Origin of the sequence: Neisseria mucosa, assembly GCF_013267835.1 — a bacterium.
GTDB lineage: Bacteria > Pseudomonadota > Gammaproteobacteria > Burkholderiales > Neisseriaceae > Neisseria.
In genome coordinates, this window is record NZ_CP053939.1 from 103200 (window position 1) to 116403 (window position 13204).

The following is a 13204-nucleotide window of genomic DNA, read 5'->3' on the forward strand; positions in this document are numbered from 1 at the left end:
TTTATGAATAAAATCAAAATCTTTGGGATAGGTCTGACTGCTTTGGCTTTAGCTTCATGCGGCACTCCGCAAAAGCCTGCTGTTGATACGGCAAAACCTGTCGAACCTGTTTTCTCTGCAAAACGCCCTGTATTTGATGCAGCGGCTGAATCTGTTGCCAGCAGCGGTTTTAATGAAAACGTCAATGTTCAGCAGTTTATCCAATATGAAGTGAAAAACCGCCGTTTCAGTGCGGAAGAGTTGCGCAATTTCTTTAATGGCGTGGTGTATAAAGGCAACATTATTACCATTATGTACCGTCCAAGCACTTCGCGTCCTTGGTATGAATTCCGCACCGGTAACTCCGGTGCAGCCAAATTTAACGGTGGCAGACAATTCTATGCGGCAAACCGTGCTGTAATCGATGATGTGGCACGCAAATACGGCGTACCTGCCGAATTGATTGTGGCGATTCTCGGTATCGAAACCAATTACGGCAAAAATACGGGCAGCTTCCGCGTTGCCGATGCTTTGAGTACATTGGCCTTTGATTATCCCCGCCGTGCCGAATTTTTCCAAAACGAATTGAGCGAACTTTTGCTGATGGCAAAAGAAGAAAAAGAAAATATCTTTGACTTCAAAGGCAGCTATGCCGGCGCGATGGGTATGCCGCAATTTATGCCTTCCAGCTACCGTAAATGGGCGGTGGACTATGATGGTGACGGGCATCGCGATATTTGGAATAATGTCGGCGATGTGGCGGCTTCTGTCGCCAATTATATGAAACAGCATGGCTGGCAGACTGGCGGTAAGATGGTTGTGCCGGTCAGTCTGACGATTACGCCGCACTTGCAGGCGATTATCGATGAGAAAACTGCTTTGACACGCACTGTCGCAGATTTCAAAGCCTTGGGTGTCGTGCCTCAGGCTGCTGTTGCCGATAATGAAAAAGCTGTATTGTATGCTTTGGAAACCAGTCCGGGTGTATTTGAATACTATTTGGGCCTGAATAACTTCTACACCGTATGGCAATACAACCACAGCCGTATGTATGTAACAGCGGTACGCGATATTGCGAATGCAATCAATAACAATGGCCTGTAAGCCATAAGAAAACCACCCTTCGGGGTGGTTTTTAGATATTGAGGATTTGTAAGGGAGTTAAGCCATCAGTCTGATTTTCATGGCGTAACGTTTTTTACTGTGCCCTGAAACAAATTGTCCGCCTCGGGCAGGGGATAAAAATGCATTGCCTTCTGCGGTTGGCTCTGCACAAGTATATTGGCCGTTTCGATCGCTCCAGAGTGCGTACACAGGCAGATTGTAGGTGCGGATATCCAGTTTCAAGCCGTCAAATGCAACGTGTGCATCTTGGTTGGAGGAAACAAATTCGGTATGGGAGATATAGTCGGCATCGTATGGCGCGCCGTTGAAATCAAATTGTGTACCTGCGGCGGTAAAGTAGGGGTGGAATCCTGGAGAAGTGCGGACGGGCGATTCGCCGTAATTGCAGACGGTCAGGATGGCGATGGCTTCATTTTCGTTAGGCAGGCTGTAATCGAGCAACCATTCGACGTGTTCATAGCCTTTTTCTGTGCTGATTAATTTCAAGCCGATATCTGATTCATTTTGATGGCGGATTTTCCAGTCTGAGGTTCTGCCGAAACCATGTTGGGCCAGATGATTTTTGCTGTCAGGTCCGAATTGGGGTAGGCATACGTGCATGCCGCCGCGTAATTTTGTGTCATCGCCGACTTGAACGCTGGTTTTCGGAAATAAGACTTCCCGTCCTTTTAGAATCAGGGAATCAATATATCCGCCCATTGTGTTGACTTGCATGGTGGCTGATTGGTTGCGTAGTATGATTTCAGACATAATAATTTGAGCTTCAAATTGTTTATCATTTGTGTAGCATTCTAACATTGCAGTAATATGCTGTCGCCGTTGGCTTGATAGAAAATCCTTAATAAAAATCAAAAAAATGCTAGAATATATGCCATTTTCTGAGGCTGTCTGAAAAGCGGAGAATTCTTTTCAGACGGCCTTCCGATTTATTTCCCGTAGAGAAACAACATGGCTTATCAAGTTCTTGCACGAAAATGGCGTCCGAAAACCTTTGCCGATTTGGTCGGCCAGGAACACGTCGTCAAAGCTCTGCGCAACGCGCTGGACGAAGGCCGTCTGCACCATGCGTATCTGCTGACAGGAACGCGCGGTGTGGGTAAGACCACGATTGCCAGGATTTTGGCCAAGAGCTTGAACTGCGAAAATGCCGTGCATGGCGAGCCGTGCGGTCAGTGTGAAAGCTGTACGCAAATCGACAGCGGCCGTTATGTGGATTTATTGGAAATCGACGCGGCATCGAATACCGGTATCGACAATATCCGCGAAGTGTTGGAAAACGCGCAATACGCGCCGACTGCGGGTAAATACAAAGTCTATATCATCGACGAAGTGCATATGCTTTCCAAAAGCGCGTTCAATGCCATGCTGAAGACTTTGGAAGAGCCGCCCGAACACGTTAAATTCATTTTGGCGACCACCGATCCGCACAAAGTCCCCATTACCGTATTGAGCCGCTGTTTGCAGTTTGTTTTGCGCAACATGACGACTCAACAGGTTGCCGAGCATTTGGCACATGTTTTGGACCGTGAAAACGTTCCTTATCAGCCGCAGGCCTTGCAGCTTTTAGGCCGTGCCGCCGCCGGCTCGATGCGCGATGCGTTGAGCCTTTTGGATCAGGCGATTGCCATGGGTTCGGGTAAAGTGGCCGAACAAGATGTCCGACAGATGATCGGAGCGGTCGATAAACAATATTTGTTTGAATTGCTTGAAGGAATCATCAATCAAAACGGTGAGGCCTTGCTGGAAAAGGCTCAGGAAATGTCCGCCAGAGCGATTGGTTTTGACAGCGCATTGGCAGAATTGGCCATGCTGTTGCAACGTTTGGCTTTGATTCAAACCATTCCTTCCGCCTTGGCGAATGACGACCCTGAACGTGAAACCTTGCTTCGTTTAAGTCAGGCTTTGAGTGGCGAGCAGATTCAGCTTTATTATCAATGTGCTATTTATGGCAAACAGGATTTGCCGCTGGCTCCGGACGAGTATGCCGGTTTTGTCATGACGCTTTTGCGCATGCTTGCATTTGCGCCATTGGCCGCTTCGGGTTGCGATACGCAAAGTCAGATTGAACATACGGATTTGCATTCCAACCATCAGAAAGCTGAGGCTGAAAAAAAGCCTTTTCAGCTGCCGAAATCTGAGCCGATAGCAGTACCGGCGGTTGAGAAAGAGGTTGTTTCTGCCAAGCAGGATACCGTTGAAAGGCCGTCTGAAGAAACGGTTCAGCCTGTTCAGCAACAACAGGCGGATGTACCGCCTTGGGAAGACATGCCGAGCCAATTATCGGCTGAGCCGCCTCAAACTCAAACGGCGCAGATACAAGAAGCTGCGGAACCATTGCCTGTTGTAAAAGTTCAGACGGCCCCTGAGCCGGAAGAATATCCGCACATGGATGAGGAAATTCCGCCTCCGTATTTTGACGAAGCATATGTATATGAAGATTCGCATCGTGCTGATGCGATGGAAGTACCGCAGCCGGTTGCATCTGCTGAGTCTGAAGAAGAGGAGGGAGATGAAGAAGAGCTTCAGTTCGCTCCTTTGCCTGAGTTTAAAACAGAGAATTGGCACAGCATTATCGAACGCTTCGCCCGTAAATTAGGTGCAGCGCAGATGTTGGCGCAAAATGCGGCATGGACGAGTTATGATGCGGAAGCAGGTTTAATCATGCTGTCGTTGACGGATGAGGCCAAAGCCACCGCCAATAAAGAGCGCTTGGATAAAATCTGCCAGACGTTGAGCGAGGCCTATCATCTTGGCAATTTAAGGCTGCAAACCGAGCCTTGGCAAGATGATAAAGGCTGGGAAACGCCGGTGATGCGTCGTAAACGTATTCAAGAAGAAGGGCGGCAGCAGGCGCAAGATTTGTTGGAAGCGGATACGACGGCGCAGAAAATCTTGCAAACCTTTGAAGCGCAATGGCTGCCGGATTCTTTAGAGTTGGTAGGACATTCTTAACATACTGATATACAAGGCCGTCTGAAAGGCAATAGCGTTTTCAGACGGCATGAGTGAAACCCATTTATTCAAACCCATAGGAGTAAAACATGTTTGGAAAAGCCGGATTAGGCGGCCTGATGAAACAGGCCCAACAAATGCAGGAAAACATGAAAAAGGCACAAGCCAAGCTGGCTGAAACCGAAGTAGAAGGCGAAGCAGGCAACGGCTTGGTGAAAGTCGTGATGACCTGTTCCCACGTTGTCCGCAAACTTGAAATCAGCCCTGATTTGATTCAAGAAGCCGCTGACGACAAAGAAATGCTGGAAGATTTGGTATTGGCCGCCATCAATGCCGCTTCTGAAAAAGCCGAAGAAACTACCAACAAAACCATGGGCGCATTCACCCAAGGCCTGCCAGCAGGCATGGGAGATTTCTTCCGTTGATTTAAAATCAATAAAAGGCCGTCTGAAGCCAGATTTGGGTTTCAGACGGCCTTTTTTATTATGAGGATTCAGGGCTTTCTTTGGGGAAGAACAATCGTTCTTTATTGATGTAAAAAAGCCTGAACAGAAGTTCAGGCTTTTAAAATTTGGCTCCCCGACCTGGGCTCGAACCAGGGACCTGCGGATTAACAGTCCGTCGCTCTACCGACTGAGCTATCGGGGAATGGGGCGTATTATAATGGCTGGAAAAAATGTGTCAATCCATATTTTCAAGAAAATGGTGCAGAATATTTCAAATATTTGAATGTTAAAAATATTTTGTAATCAAGTTTCACATACTTTTCAGCCGTTTCAGACGGCCTTTAGTATTTGGCGTTAACCAATTTGCCGTTTTGGAACACTTGCTGCTGCATCACGGTGCCGTTGTAGGCGTAAGTGGTCAGCGAGCCGTTGCTTGGCGTGGCGCGGAACTGCATCAGCTGGTTGCGGCTGAGGACATAGGGGTCCGTGCGTTTTTGGCTGTTGTCGCTGTAAAAGTCTTGGACGACATATTCGTTGTTGCGTTTGCTGATCAGTTGGCGATGGAAGCCGCCTTTGACTGCGCTGTTGCTGGGTGTGCCGTGTGCATCAAAATAGGTCACGATTTGTTCTTCTGAGATACGGATGCCGTCTGAATCTGTGCCTTTGGTGGTTTTGGTTTTGTCCAAGCCGACAGGGATGTTGATGGATGTACCCAGACCGACATGGCGGCCGATGCCGGTGCCGACGCCTAAGCCGACGGAAACACCTGGCGTGCCGACTGTACATGCGCTGAGTGAAGCGGCCAAAAGGGCAGGTAAGAGAACTTTTTTCATAATGTGTATCCTTGTAATAAGAAATGTTTGTAATGTTGGAAGTATAGTATTTTTGCGGGGTGGCTGGTGTTAGTATTGGTAAAAGGGCGCAAGGCCGTCTGAAAAACAAGATAGAAACGGATATATCATTCTGGTGTAGAATGTGCCGGAATAATGATTTAATAAGAATGTGAATGAATAATGAAAACTTTAAAATTTACGAAGATGCACGGCTTGGGCAATGATTTTATGGTGGTCAATGCCATCGAGCAGGATTTTGATCCGTTGGCTGCGCCGCTTGCCCAATGGGCAGACCGCTATCGCGGCGTGGGTTTTGATCAGTTTTTGGTGGTGGAGAAGCCTTCTTCTGATGCGGTCGATTTTCGGTATCGTATTTTCAATGCGGATGGTCGGGAGGTAGAGCAGTGCGGCAATGGTGCACGTTGTTTTGCGCGTTTTGTCGCGGATAAGGGTTTGACGGATAAAACGGAAATTTTGGTCGAAACGGCCAAAGGGATTATTGTGCCGAAGCTGTTGGATAACGGTTTGGTTACCGTCAACATGGGTAAACCGCGTTTCATGCCGTCTGAAATTCCGTTTGTGCCTGCACATGGTGAAACGGAAGATGCGCTGACACATATTGTCTTGGTCGGTTTGGAGTCTGTACCGGTAAGCTGTGTGAATATGGGTAATCCGCATGCGGTAATTTTGGTTGATAATGTTGAAACCGCACCGGTGGATCATTGGGGCAGTGCCATTGAATCGCACGAGCAGTTTCCTGAACGGGTCAATGTCGGTTTTATGCAGATTGAAGATGAGTTGTCCGTCCGGTTGCGTGTGTTTGAGCGCGGGGTGGGGGAAACTCAGGCTTGCGGCACTGGAGCGTGTGCGGCCGTGGTGGCCGGCGTGCGCAATGGCCTGCTGAAAGCGGGTGCGCCTGTGCGTGTTACTCTGCCTGGCGGCGAATTGTTTATCAGTTGGGAAGAAGGTGGCGATGTGCAAATGACCGGCCCTGCTGAAACCGTTTTCGAAGGCGAGTTGCAGTATTCATGATGGTTTCTTTGGATTTTTGGTTTGCCATTGCGTATGCTGCGGTATCGTTGGCGTTTATTTTTCGTGCGCAGCGGTTTCAATGGTTTTGGGCTGCGGTGTTGTTGTGGCTGGGGATTTCGGCACTGGGAGCGCGCCTGTTGCCCGGAATGTGGGGCTTTACGCATACAGGCCCTTTGTTCATCCCTCATTTTTACCTGACCGCCGCCAGTGTTTTTTTCTTTATTGACGATTGCAGTAAAACGGAAGACAGAAAGTTTTGGTCGGCAGGCGAATATGCCGGTTTGACCTTATTTGCCGTTTCCAACGTCGTCATGACTTTGGCCTTTGTTTTCCTGGCTTGCGCGGTTTATTTCATCTTGCCGCTGGCAGGCTCGGTTTTTGCATGGGCGGCCTTGCTGAAAATTTATGCTTTGAAACCCATTTATTGGTTTGCATTGCAGGGCGTCCTGATGCTGGTGTTTTATCTGCACCGCGTGGTTGTTTGCAAGCAGCCTGCCTCTCTTTTCAGTATGCGGCAGATGTGGGCAGGCTGGATGGTTGCCGTCGTGATGCAGGCTGTGGTTGCCGTTGCATTGATTTTTGAGCGCAGTGGATATTGACCGCGCTTGAACCAAAAGTTATAAAGAAAGAAATTTTCGATATTGGTTTTTCAGACGGCCTGAGTTTAATATGCAGGCTGTATTACATCTAAATCAGGAGCAGGAAATGAAAATTGCAAATAATATTACCGAGCTGATCGGCAACACACCTCTGGTGAAACTGAACCGCCTGACCGAAGGTTTAAAAGCGCAAATTGCCGTTAAACTTGAATTCTTTAATCCGGGCAGCAGTGTGAAAGACCGTATTGCTGAATCTATGATTGAAGCGGCCGAGAAAGCCGGTAAAATCAATAAAGATACCGTTATCGTCGAGGCAACCAGCGGTAATACCGGTATCGGTTTGGCCATGGTGTGCGCGGCCCGGGGGTATAAATTGGCCATCACCATGCCTGAAAGCATGAGTAAAGAACGCAAAATGCTGCTGCGTGCGTTCGGTGCAGAATTGATTTTGACCCCAGCTGCCGAAGGCATGGCAGGCGCTATCGCCAAAGCCCAATCTTTAGTGGACGAACATCCGGGCACTTATTTCATGCCGCGCCAATTTGATAACGAGGCCAATCCTGAAGTTCACCGTAAAACCACTGCCGAAGAAATTTGGCGCGATACAGACGGTAAAGTGGATATTTTCGTGGCCGGTGTGGGTACGGGCGGTACGATTACCGGCGTGGGCGAAGTGTTGAAAAAATACAAACCCGAAGTTCAAATCGTGGCCGTCGAGCCTGAAGCTTCCCCAGTATTGAGTGGCGGCGAAAAAGGCCCTCATCCGATTCAAGGTTTGGGTGCAGGCTTTATCCCCAGCGTTTTGAATACGACTGTTTATGACAGCATTTCCAAAGTACCTAACGAGGCAGCGTTTGAAACTGCGCGCGCTATGGCCGAAAAAGAAGGCATTTTGGTGGGTATTTCTTCAGGTGCGGCAGTATGGAGCGCATTGCAACTGGCCAAAAAACCTGAAAACGAAGGCAAGCTGATCGTTGTCTTGTTGCCATCATATGGCGAACGCTATCTTTCTACACCTCTGTTTGCCGATTTGGCATAATATAGGATTGTTGTTAAAAGGCCGTTTTCAGACGGCCTTTTTTGCGTATGGGCTTGAGATATCGTATGAAATCTGTTGTAATTCAGTTAATCTGTTTTGAATACCGTTATTCAAAAGTTGGTTTCTTCAACGAATCATGCTTATAATGCGCATTATGAAAAAATACATTCTTCCTATCCTTGCCGTAGCGGCACTTGCCGGTTGTGAATCGATTTATGTTCCGACTTTGAAAGAAGTGCCAGTTCGACCAACCAATGTCAAAAAGCCTAAGGCTGATTCACAAGTTTCAGCCAGCGGTTATCATTTGGCTCCTTCGCATTGGGCAGATGTTTCCAAGATTCATGATGAAGCACGCCGCTTGAGCACCCAAGTGAGCCAAGGTAACCTGACCAAAGTTCAGGCCGCCCAATATTTGAACCGCTTCCGTATCCAACAAGTGGGACGCAACTCCGTCGATGACAGTATGTACGAAGTTTATCTGCGTTCTGCCGTTGACAGCCAACGTGGTGAGATTACTACCGAGCAATCCAAACAGTACATCCAAGGTGCTTTGCGCGGTTGGCAACAACGCTGGAAAAACATGGATACTAAGCCAAGCAATCCTGCATTTACCAACTTCTTGATGGAAGTTATGGGTATGCAGCCTTTGAAATAAAAAAGTCATAAACCGAGAAGGCCGTCTGAATATTCAGACGGCCTTCTTTTTGCATTTTATATCGGTATTGTTGAACTCTATCTAATCAAGAGCCAAACAGCTTGTCAGCCGCTTGACGGGCTTTTTCTTTGATGTCTTCGGTCAGGTAGTTTTTCATTTGGGAATAAACCAACGCAATGACGGCAATGTCATCACTGAAGCCAAAGGGAATCAGAAGATCGGGAATGCTGTCGATAGGGCTGAGGAAGTAAACCAGTGCGCCGACAATAATCATTTTGGCGTGTTTGGGTGTATGTTCGGATTCCCAGAGATAATAAAGCGCATAAAGCTGGCGGACGACAGGTTTGCCCAAGCGGCCGGCAAAACGTCCAAGTTTTTTCATGAAGCCGGATGTGTCTAAGTTTCGACGGCGGAAGGAGGGGATGTAGTTTTCCGGATCGGGTGTGTTTTGATGAGGGGAGTGTGCCATGATTGAGCTTCCTTTTTAAGGTATGGAAACATGGTTGGTGTTGCGTTGTATTTTAGTCTATTTGGGGGCGGATAAAATGCTTATGAATGTATAACTATGTAATAGTGATACCAATGCTGCAATAGTAATAAGTTAAGAAAGGCATATGCCTTTGTAAAAATGGCGTTTAAGAATGAGAATTTATCTTGCAGTTGATATGATTCTCAAGTCATGATGATGTTATCGTCAGTGTTACGGCGGGCAGGGTGGCTTAATTGCAGGAAAGTCACAAAAAGACCAATCATACAAAAAAAAATTTAGAAATGATTATTTGATTTTATTGGTATTTTGGTAAAAACCATTGGAGTACTCATAAATTACACTGTTCAAAATGAGATAAAACAGGTAAATTATGGTTTATGTAGCTTATTGTAGTCTTGAGCTATAGGTTTTGAGCTGATAATAAATCATAGAGGAACTGACCATGTCCGCCAAATCACGCCCGGTATTTTTGGAAATTCCCAATATCCGATTGCCCATACCGGGGATTGTATCTATTCTTCACCGTATCAGCGGCGTCGGCTTGTTTTTGATGCTGCCTGTTCTTTTATACCTCTTCTCAGGAACATTGGATCGCGAATCGTCGTTTGAAGCATATCGTTCCGTTATTTCTAATCCGTTTGTGAAGTTGATCCTCATCGGTCTGCTGTGGGCGTATCTACATCATCTCTTTGCCGGCATCCGCTTTCTGTTTTTGGATGCGCATAAAGGCTTGGAGCTGAATACCGCGCGCAATACCGCTAAAGCCGTATTTGCTTCTGCATTGGTTTTGACTGTCGTTTTGGGAGCTTTATTATGGTAGATCGTAAATTGACAGGTGCGCATTACGGTTTGCGCGATTGGGCAATGCAGCGTGCAACTGCGGTCATCATGTTGGTGTATACCGTAGTTCTTTTGGTTGTTTTGTTCACGTTGCCTAAAGAATATTCGGCATGGCAGGCATTTTTTGATCAAACTTGGGTGAAAGTGTTTACCCAAGTGAGCTTTTTGGCCGTATTTTTGCATGCGTGGGTAGGTATCCGTGATTTGTGGATGGACTACATTAAGCCTTTCGGCGTGCGTTTGTTTTTACAAGTTGCCACCATCGTTTGGTTGGTAGGCTGCTTGGTGTATTCAGTTAAAGTAATTTGGGGGTAAATATGAGTTTTCCTGTTCGTAAGTTTGATGCCGTGATTGTTGGCGGTGGTGGTGCAGGTTTACGCGCAGCCCTCCAATTGTCTAAATCTGGTTTGAATTGTGCTGTTTTGTCTAAAGTGTTCCCGACTCGTTCTCATACTGTAGCGGCTCAGGGCGGTATTTCTGCTTCATTGGGTAATGTGCAGGAAGACCGTTGGGATTGGCACATGTACGATACCGTGAAAGGTTCCGACTGGCTGGGCGACCAAGATGCGATTGAGTTTATGTGTCGCGCCGCGCCTGAGGCAGTGATTGAATTGGAACACATGGGTATGCCTTTTGACCGCGTAGAAAGCGGTAAAATTTACCAACGTCCTTTCGGCGGCCATACTGCCGAACACGGTAAACGCGCGGTAGAACGTGCTTGCGCGGTTGCCGACCGTACCGGTCATGCGATGTTGCATACGTTGTACCAACAAAACGTCCGTGCCAATACACAATTCTTTGTAGAATGGACGGCGCAAGATTTGATTCGTGATGAAAACGGCGACGTCGTCGGTGTAACCGCCATGGAAATGGAAACCGGCGAAGTTTATATTTTCCACGCTAAAGCCGTAATGTTTGCTACTGGCGGTGGCGGCCGTATTTATGCGTCTTCTACCAATGCCTATATGAATACCGGTGATGGTTTGGGTATTTGTGCCCGTGCAGGTATTCCGTTGGAAGACATGGAATTCTGGCAATTCCATCCGACCGGTGTGGCCGGTGCAGGCGTGTTGATTACCGAAGGTGTGCGCGGTGAAGGTGGTATTTTGTTGAACGCCAACGGCGAACGCTTTATGGAACGTTATGCCCCAACCGTAAAAGACTTGGCTTCCCGTGACGTGGTTTCCCGTGCAATGGCAATGGAAATCTACGAAGGTCGCGGTTGCGGCAAAAACAAAGACCATGTATTGCTGAAAATCGACCATATCGGTGCAGAAAAAATTATGGAAAAACTGCCGGGCATCCGCGAGATTTCCATTCAGTTTGCCGGTATCGACCCGATTAAAGACCCGATTCCTGTCGTGCCGACTACCCACTACATGATGGGCGGTATTCCAACCAATTATCATGGCGAAGTTGTCGTTCCTCAAGGCGACGAATACGAAGTGCCTGTAAAAGGCCTGTATGCTGCAGGTGAGTGCGCCTGTGCTTCCGTACACGGTGCGAACCGCTTGGGTACCAACTCCTTGTTGGACTTGGTGGTATTCGGTAAAGCTGCCGGCGACAGCATGATTAAATTCATCAAAGAGCAAAGCGGTTGGAAACCTCTGCCTGCTAATGCCGGCGAATTGACCCGTCAACGTATCGAGCGTTTGGACAACCAAACCGGCGGTGAAAACGTTGATGCCTTGCGTCGCGAGCTGCAACGTTCTGTTCAGCTGCACGCCGGCGTGTTCCGTACCGATGAGATTCTGAGCAAAGGCGTTCGAGAAATCATGGCGATTGCCGAGCGTGTGAAACGTACTGAAATCAAAGATAAGAGCAAAGTGTGGAATACCGCGCGTATCGAAGCCTTGGAATTGGATAATCTGATTGAAGTAGCGAAAGCGACTTTGGTGTCCGCCGAAGCACGTAAAGAATCGCGCGGCGCGCACGCTTCAGACGACCATCCTGAGCGTGATGACGAAAACTGGATGAAACATACCCTGTATCATTCAGATACCAATACTTTGTCTTACAAACCGGTACATACCAAGCCTTTGAGCGTGGAATACATCAAACCGGCCAAACGCGTTTATTGATGAGTTTTCAGACGGTCTTTATCTTGGAGGCTGTCTGAAACCTAACCATACCCACATTGAACTGCCTGAATCCATAATACAAAATCATTGGGCAGTTTATGAGAAAAGGAACACTTCTCATGGAAAAAATGAGTTTTGAAATTTACCGTTACAACCCGGACGTTGATGCCAAGCCTTATATGCAACGTTACGAGTTGGAATTGGAACCAACCGACGTTAAACTTTTGGACGCTTTGGTGCGCCTGAAAGCACAAGACGATACATTGTCTTTCCGCCGTTCTTGCCGCGAAGGTATTTGCGGTTCTGACGGTATGAACATCAACGGCAAAAACGGCTTGGCATGTCTGACTGATTTGCGCAGCCTGAAACAGCCGGTCAAAATCCGTCCTCTGCCGGGCCTGCCTGTTATCCGCGACCTGATTGTGGACATGACCCAATTCTTCAAACAATATCATTCCATCAAACCTTATGTTGTCAACGACAATCCGATTGATGCGGACAAAGAGCGTTTGCAAACTCAGGAAGAGCGTAAAGAGTTGGACGGTTTGTACGAATGTATTTTGTGTGCCTGCTGCTCGACTGCCTGCCCGTCATTCTGGTGGAATCCTGATAAATTCGTCGGTCCGTCCGGTTTGCTGAATGCTTACCGCTTCATTGCGGACAGCCGCGATACCATTACTAATGAGCGTTTGGATAATTTGAACGACCCATACCGTTTGTTCCGCTGCCACACCATTATGAACTGCGTAGACGTATGTCCTAAACACTTGAATCCGACCCGAGCCATCGGTAAGATTAAAGAGATTATGTTGAAACGAGCCGTTTAAGAAATGATGGTTTTTGACGATATTGCCAAACGGAAAATCCGTTTTCAAACCCGCCGGGGATTATTGGAATTAGATTTAATCTTCGGTAGGTTCATGGAAAAAGAATTCGAGCACCTGAGTGATCAGGAATTGTCCGAATTTTCCGAAATCCTCGAATTTCAAGACCAAGAATTGCTTGCCTTGATTAACGGACATTCGGCGACGGACAAGAAGCACCTGATTCCCATGCTTGAAAAAATCAGACAGGCATGATGTGTTATAGAGCTTGTTTGCGATACCGATCCGAACAAGCTCTTTCCATACGGA

The 13204-nt window shown here is 47.5% G+C and carries 15 protein-coding genes and 1 tRNA gene; 12 read left to right on the forward strand and 4 right to left on the reverse strand.

Going from position 1 to position 13204, the window contains the following annotated elements:
- Positions 1-3 precede the first annotated feature (3 nt).
- A complete protein-coding gene (gene mltB / locus FOC66_RS00455) occupies positions 4-1083 on the forward strand; it encodes a lytic murein transglycosylase B (RefSeq protein ID WP_003745572.1) in 1080 nt (359 codons plus the stop codon).
- Between the two features lie 57 nt (positions 1084-1140).
- Here the strand turns inward: mltB and FOC66_RS00460 are convergent, their stop codons facing one another.
- On the reverse strand, positions 1141-1854 hold the full coding sequence (locus tag FOC66_RS00460) for an aldose epimerase (RefSeq protein WP_036493755.1): 714 nt from the start codon (positions 1852-1854) through the stop codon (positions 1141-1143).
- 198 nt (positions 1855-2052) lie between these two features.
- On the opposite strand from FOC66_RS00460, the gene dnaX reads away from it, so the two are divergent.
- Both dnaX and FOC66_RS00470 read left to right on the forward strand, forming a co-directional pair.
- Positions 2053-4056: a DNA polymerase III subunit gamma/tau gene (gene dnaX, locus FOC66_RS00465; protein WP_003745577.1), complete on the forward strand. Its 2004-nt coding sequence runs from the start codon at positions 2053-2055 to the stop codon at positions 4054-4056.
- Between the two features lie 89 nt (positions 4057-4145).
- On the forward strand, positions 4146-4481 hold the full coding sequence (locus FOC66_RS00470) for a YbaB/EbfC family nucleoid-associated protein (protein WP_003678854.1): 336 nt from the start codon (positions 4146-4148) through the stop codon (positions 4479-4481).
- A gap of 147 nt (positions 4482-4628) precedes the next feature.
- Here the strand turns inward: FOC66_RS00470 and FOC66_RS00475 are convergent.
- Both FOC66_RS00475 and FOC66_RS00480 read right to left on the reverse strand, forming a co-directional pair.
- A tRNA-Asn gene (locus tag FOC66_RS00475) sits at positions 4629-4704 on the reverse strand.
- A gap of 139 nt (positions 4705-4843) precedes the next feature.
- Complete coding sequence (locus tag FOC66_RS00480; RefSeq protein ID WP_003745579.1) at positions 4844-5335, reverse strand: hypothetical protein; 492 nt, start codon at positions 5333-5335, stop codon at positions 4844-4846.
- A gap of 180 nt (positions 5336-5515) precedes the next feature.
- On the opposite strand from FOC66_RS00480, the gene dapF reads away from it, so the two are divergent.
- The 4 genes from dapF (at position 5516) to FOC66_RS00500 (ending at position 8660) form a co-directional block, all read left to right on the forward strand.
- Positions 5516-6367: a diaminopimelate epimerase gene (gene dapF / locus FOC66_RS00485; RefSeq protein ID WP_003745582.1), complete on the forward strand. Its 852-nt coding sequence runs from the start codon at positions 5516-5518 to the stop codon at positions 6365-6367.
- Complete coding sequence (locus FOC66_RS00490) at positions 6364-6966, forward strand: hypothetical protein (protein WP_003745583.1); 603 nt, start codon at positions 6364-6366, stop codon at positions 6964-6966. Before dapF ends, FOC66_RS00490 begins: the two co-directional genes overlap by 4 nt.
- A 106-nt stretch (positions 6967-7072) precedes the next feature.
- The gene (cysK, locus tag FOC66_RS00495; protein WP_155811692.1) at positions 7073-8005 is read left to right on the forward strand and encodes a cysteine synthase A; all 933 of its coding nucleotides are present in this window, start codon (positions 7073-7075) and stop codon (positions 8003-8005) included.
- A 154-nt stretch (positions 8006-8159) separates the two neighbouring features.
- Positions 8160-8660, forward strand: a complete 501-nt coding sequence (locus FOC66_RS00500) for a membrane lipoprotein lipid attachment site-containing protein (protein WP_430224400.1) — start codon at positions 8160-8162, stop codon at positions 8658-8660.
- An 85-nt stretch (positions 8661-8745) separates the two neighbouring features.
- Here the strand turns inward: FOC66_RS00500 and FOC66_RS00505 are convergent, their stop codons facing one another.
- Positions 8746-9129: a YkvA family protein gene (locus FOC66_RS00505; protein WP_003745588.1), complete on the reverse strand. Its 384-nt coding sequence runs from the start codon at positions 9127-9129 to the stop codon at positions 8746-8748.
- A 463-nt stretch (positions 9130-9592) separates the two neighbouring features.
- Between FOC66_RS00505 and sdhC the strand changes: the two genes are divergently transcribed.
- The 5 genes from sdhC to FOC66_RS00530 all read left to right on the forward strand — a co-directional run bounded on the left by sdhC (position 9593) and on the right by FOC66_RS00530 (position 13150).
- Positions 9593-9970, forward strand: a complete 378-nt coding sequence (gene sdhC, locus FOC66_RS00510; RefSeq protein ID WP_003745590.1) for a succinate dehydrogenase, cytochrome b556 subunit — start codon at positions 9593-9595, stop codon at positions 9968-9970.
- Positions 9964-10305, forward strand: coding sequence for a succinate dehydrogenase, hydrophobic membrane anchor protein (sdhD, locus tag FOC66_RS00515; protein ID WP_003745591.1), 342 nt, complete (start codon positions 9964-9966; stop codon positions 10303-10305). The genes sdhC and sdhD overlap by 7 nt, the downstream gene beginning before the upstream one ends.
- A gap of 2 nt (positions 10306-10307) precedes the next feature.
- Positions 10308-12071 carry a succinate dehydrogenase flavoprotein subunit gene (sdhA, locus tag FOC66_RS00520; RefSeq protein ID WP_003745594.1) on the forward strand — a complete coding sequence of 588 codons (1764 nt, stop codon included), beginning with the start codon at positions 10308-10310 and terminating at the stop codon, positions 12069-12071.
- Positions 12072-12190: 119 nt separating this feature from the next.
- A complete protein-coding gene (locus tag FOC66_RS00525; protein WP_003678833.1) occupies positions 12191-12898 on the forward strand; it encodes a succinate dehydrogenase iron-sulfur subunit in 708 nt (235 codons plus the stop codon).
- A gap of 3 nt (positions 12899-12901) precedes the next feature.
- The gene (locus FOC66_RS00530) at positions 12902-13150 is read left to right on the forward strand and encodes a succinate dehydrogenase assembly factor 2 (protein WP_003678830.1); all 249 of its coding nucleotides are present in this window, start codon (positions 12902-12904) and stop codon (positions 13148-13150) included.
- Positions 13151-13204: the final 54 nt, after the last annotated feature.

Coding starts and splice junctions, on each gene's coding strand:
- mltB (WP_003745572.1), top strand. CDS start 4: ATGAATAAAATCAAAATCTTTGGGATAGGTCTGACTGCTTTGGCTTTA.
- FOC66_RS00460 (WP_036493755.1), bottom strand. CDS start 1,854: ATGTCTGAAATCATACTACGCAACCAATCAGCCACCATGCAAGTCAAC.
- dnaX (WP_003745577.1), top strand. CDS start 2,053: ATGGCTTATCAAGTTCTTGCACGAAAATGGCGTCCGAAAACCTTTGCC.
- FOC66_RS00470 (WP_003678854.1), top strand. CDS start 4,146: ATGTTTGGAAAAGCCGGATTAGGCGGCCTGATGAAACAGGCCCAACAA.
- FOC66_RS00480 (WP_003745579.1), bottom strand. CDS start 5,335: ATGAAAAAAGTTCTCTTACCTGCCCTTTTGGCCGCTTCACTCAGCGCA.
- dapF (WP_003745582.1), top strand. CDS start 5,516: ATGAAAACTTTAAAATTTACGAAGATGCACGGCTTGGGCAATGATTTT.
- FOC66_RS00490 (WP_003745583.1), top strand. CDS start 6,364: ATGATGGTTTCTTTGGATTTTTGGTTTGCCATTGCGTATGCTGCGGTA.
- cysK (WP_155811692.1), top strand. CDS start 7,073: ATGAAAATTGCAAATAATATTACCGAGCTGATCGGCAACACACCTCTG.
- FOC66_RS00500 (WP_430224400.1), top strand. CDS start 8,160: ATGAAAAAATACATTCTTCCTATCCTTGCCGTAGCGGCACTTGCCGGT.
- FOC66_RS00505 (WP_003745588.1), bottom strand. CDS start 9,129: ATGGCACACTCCCCTCATCAAAACACACCCGATCCGGAAAACTACATC.
- sdhC (WP_003745590.1), top strand. CDS start 9,593: ATGTCCGCCAAATCACGCCCGGTATTTTTGGAAATTCCCAATATCCGA.
- sdhD (WP_003745591.1), top strand. CDS start 9,964: ATGGTAGATCGTAAATTGACAGGTGCGCATTACGGTTTGCGCGATTGG.
- sdhA (WP_003745594.1), top strand. CDS start 10,308: ATGAGTTTTCCTGTTCGTAAGTTTGATGCCGTGATTGTTGGCGGTGGT.
- FOC66_RS00525 (WP_003678833.1), top strand. CDS start 12,191: ATGGAAAAAATGAGTTTTGAAATTTACCGTTACAACCCGGACGTTGAT.
- FOC66_RS00530 (WP_003678830.1), top strand. CDS start 12,902: ATGATGGTTTTTGACGATATTGCCAAACGGAAAATCCGTTTTCAAACC.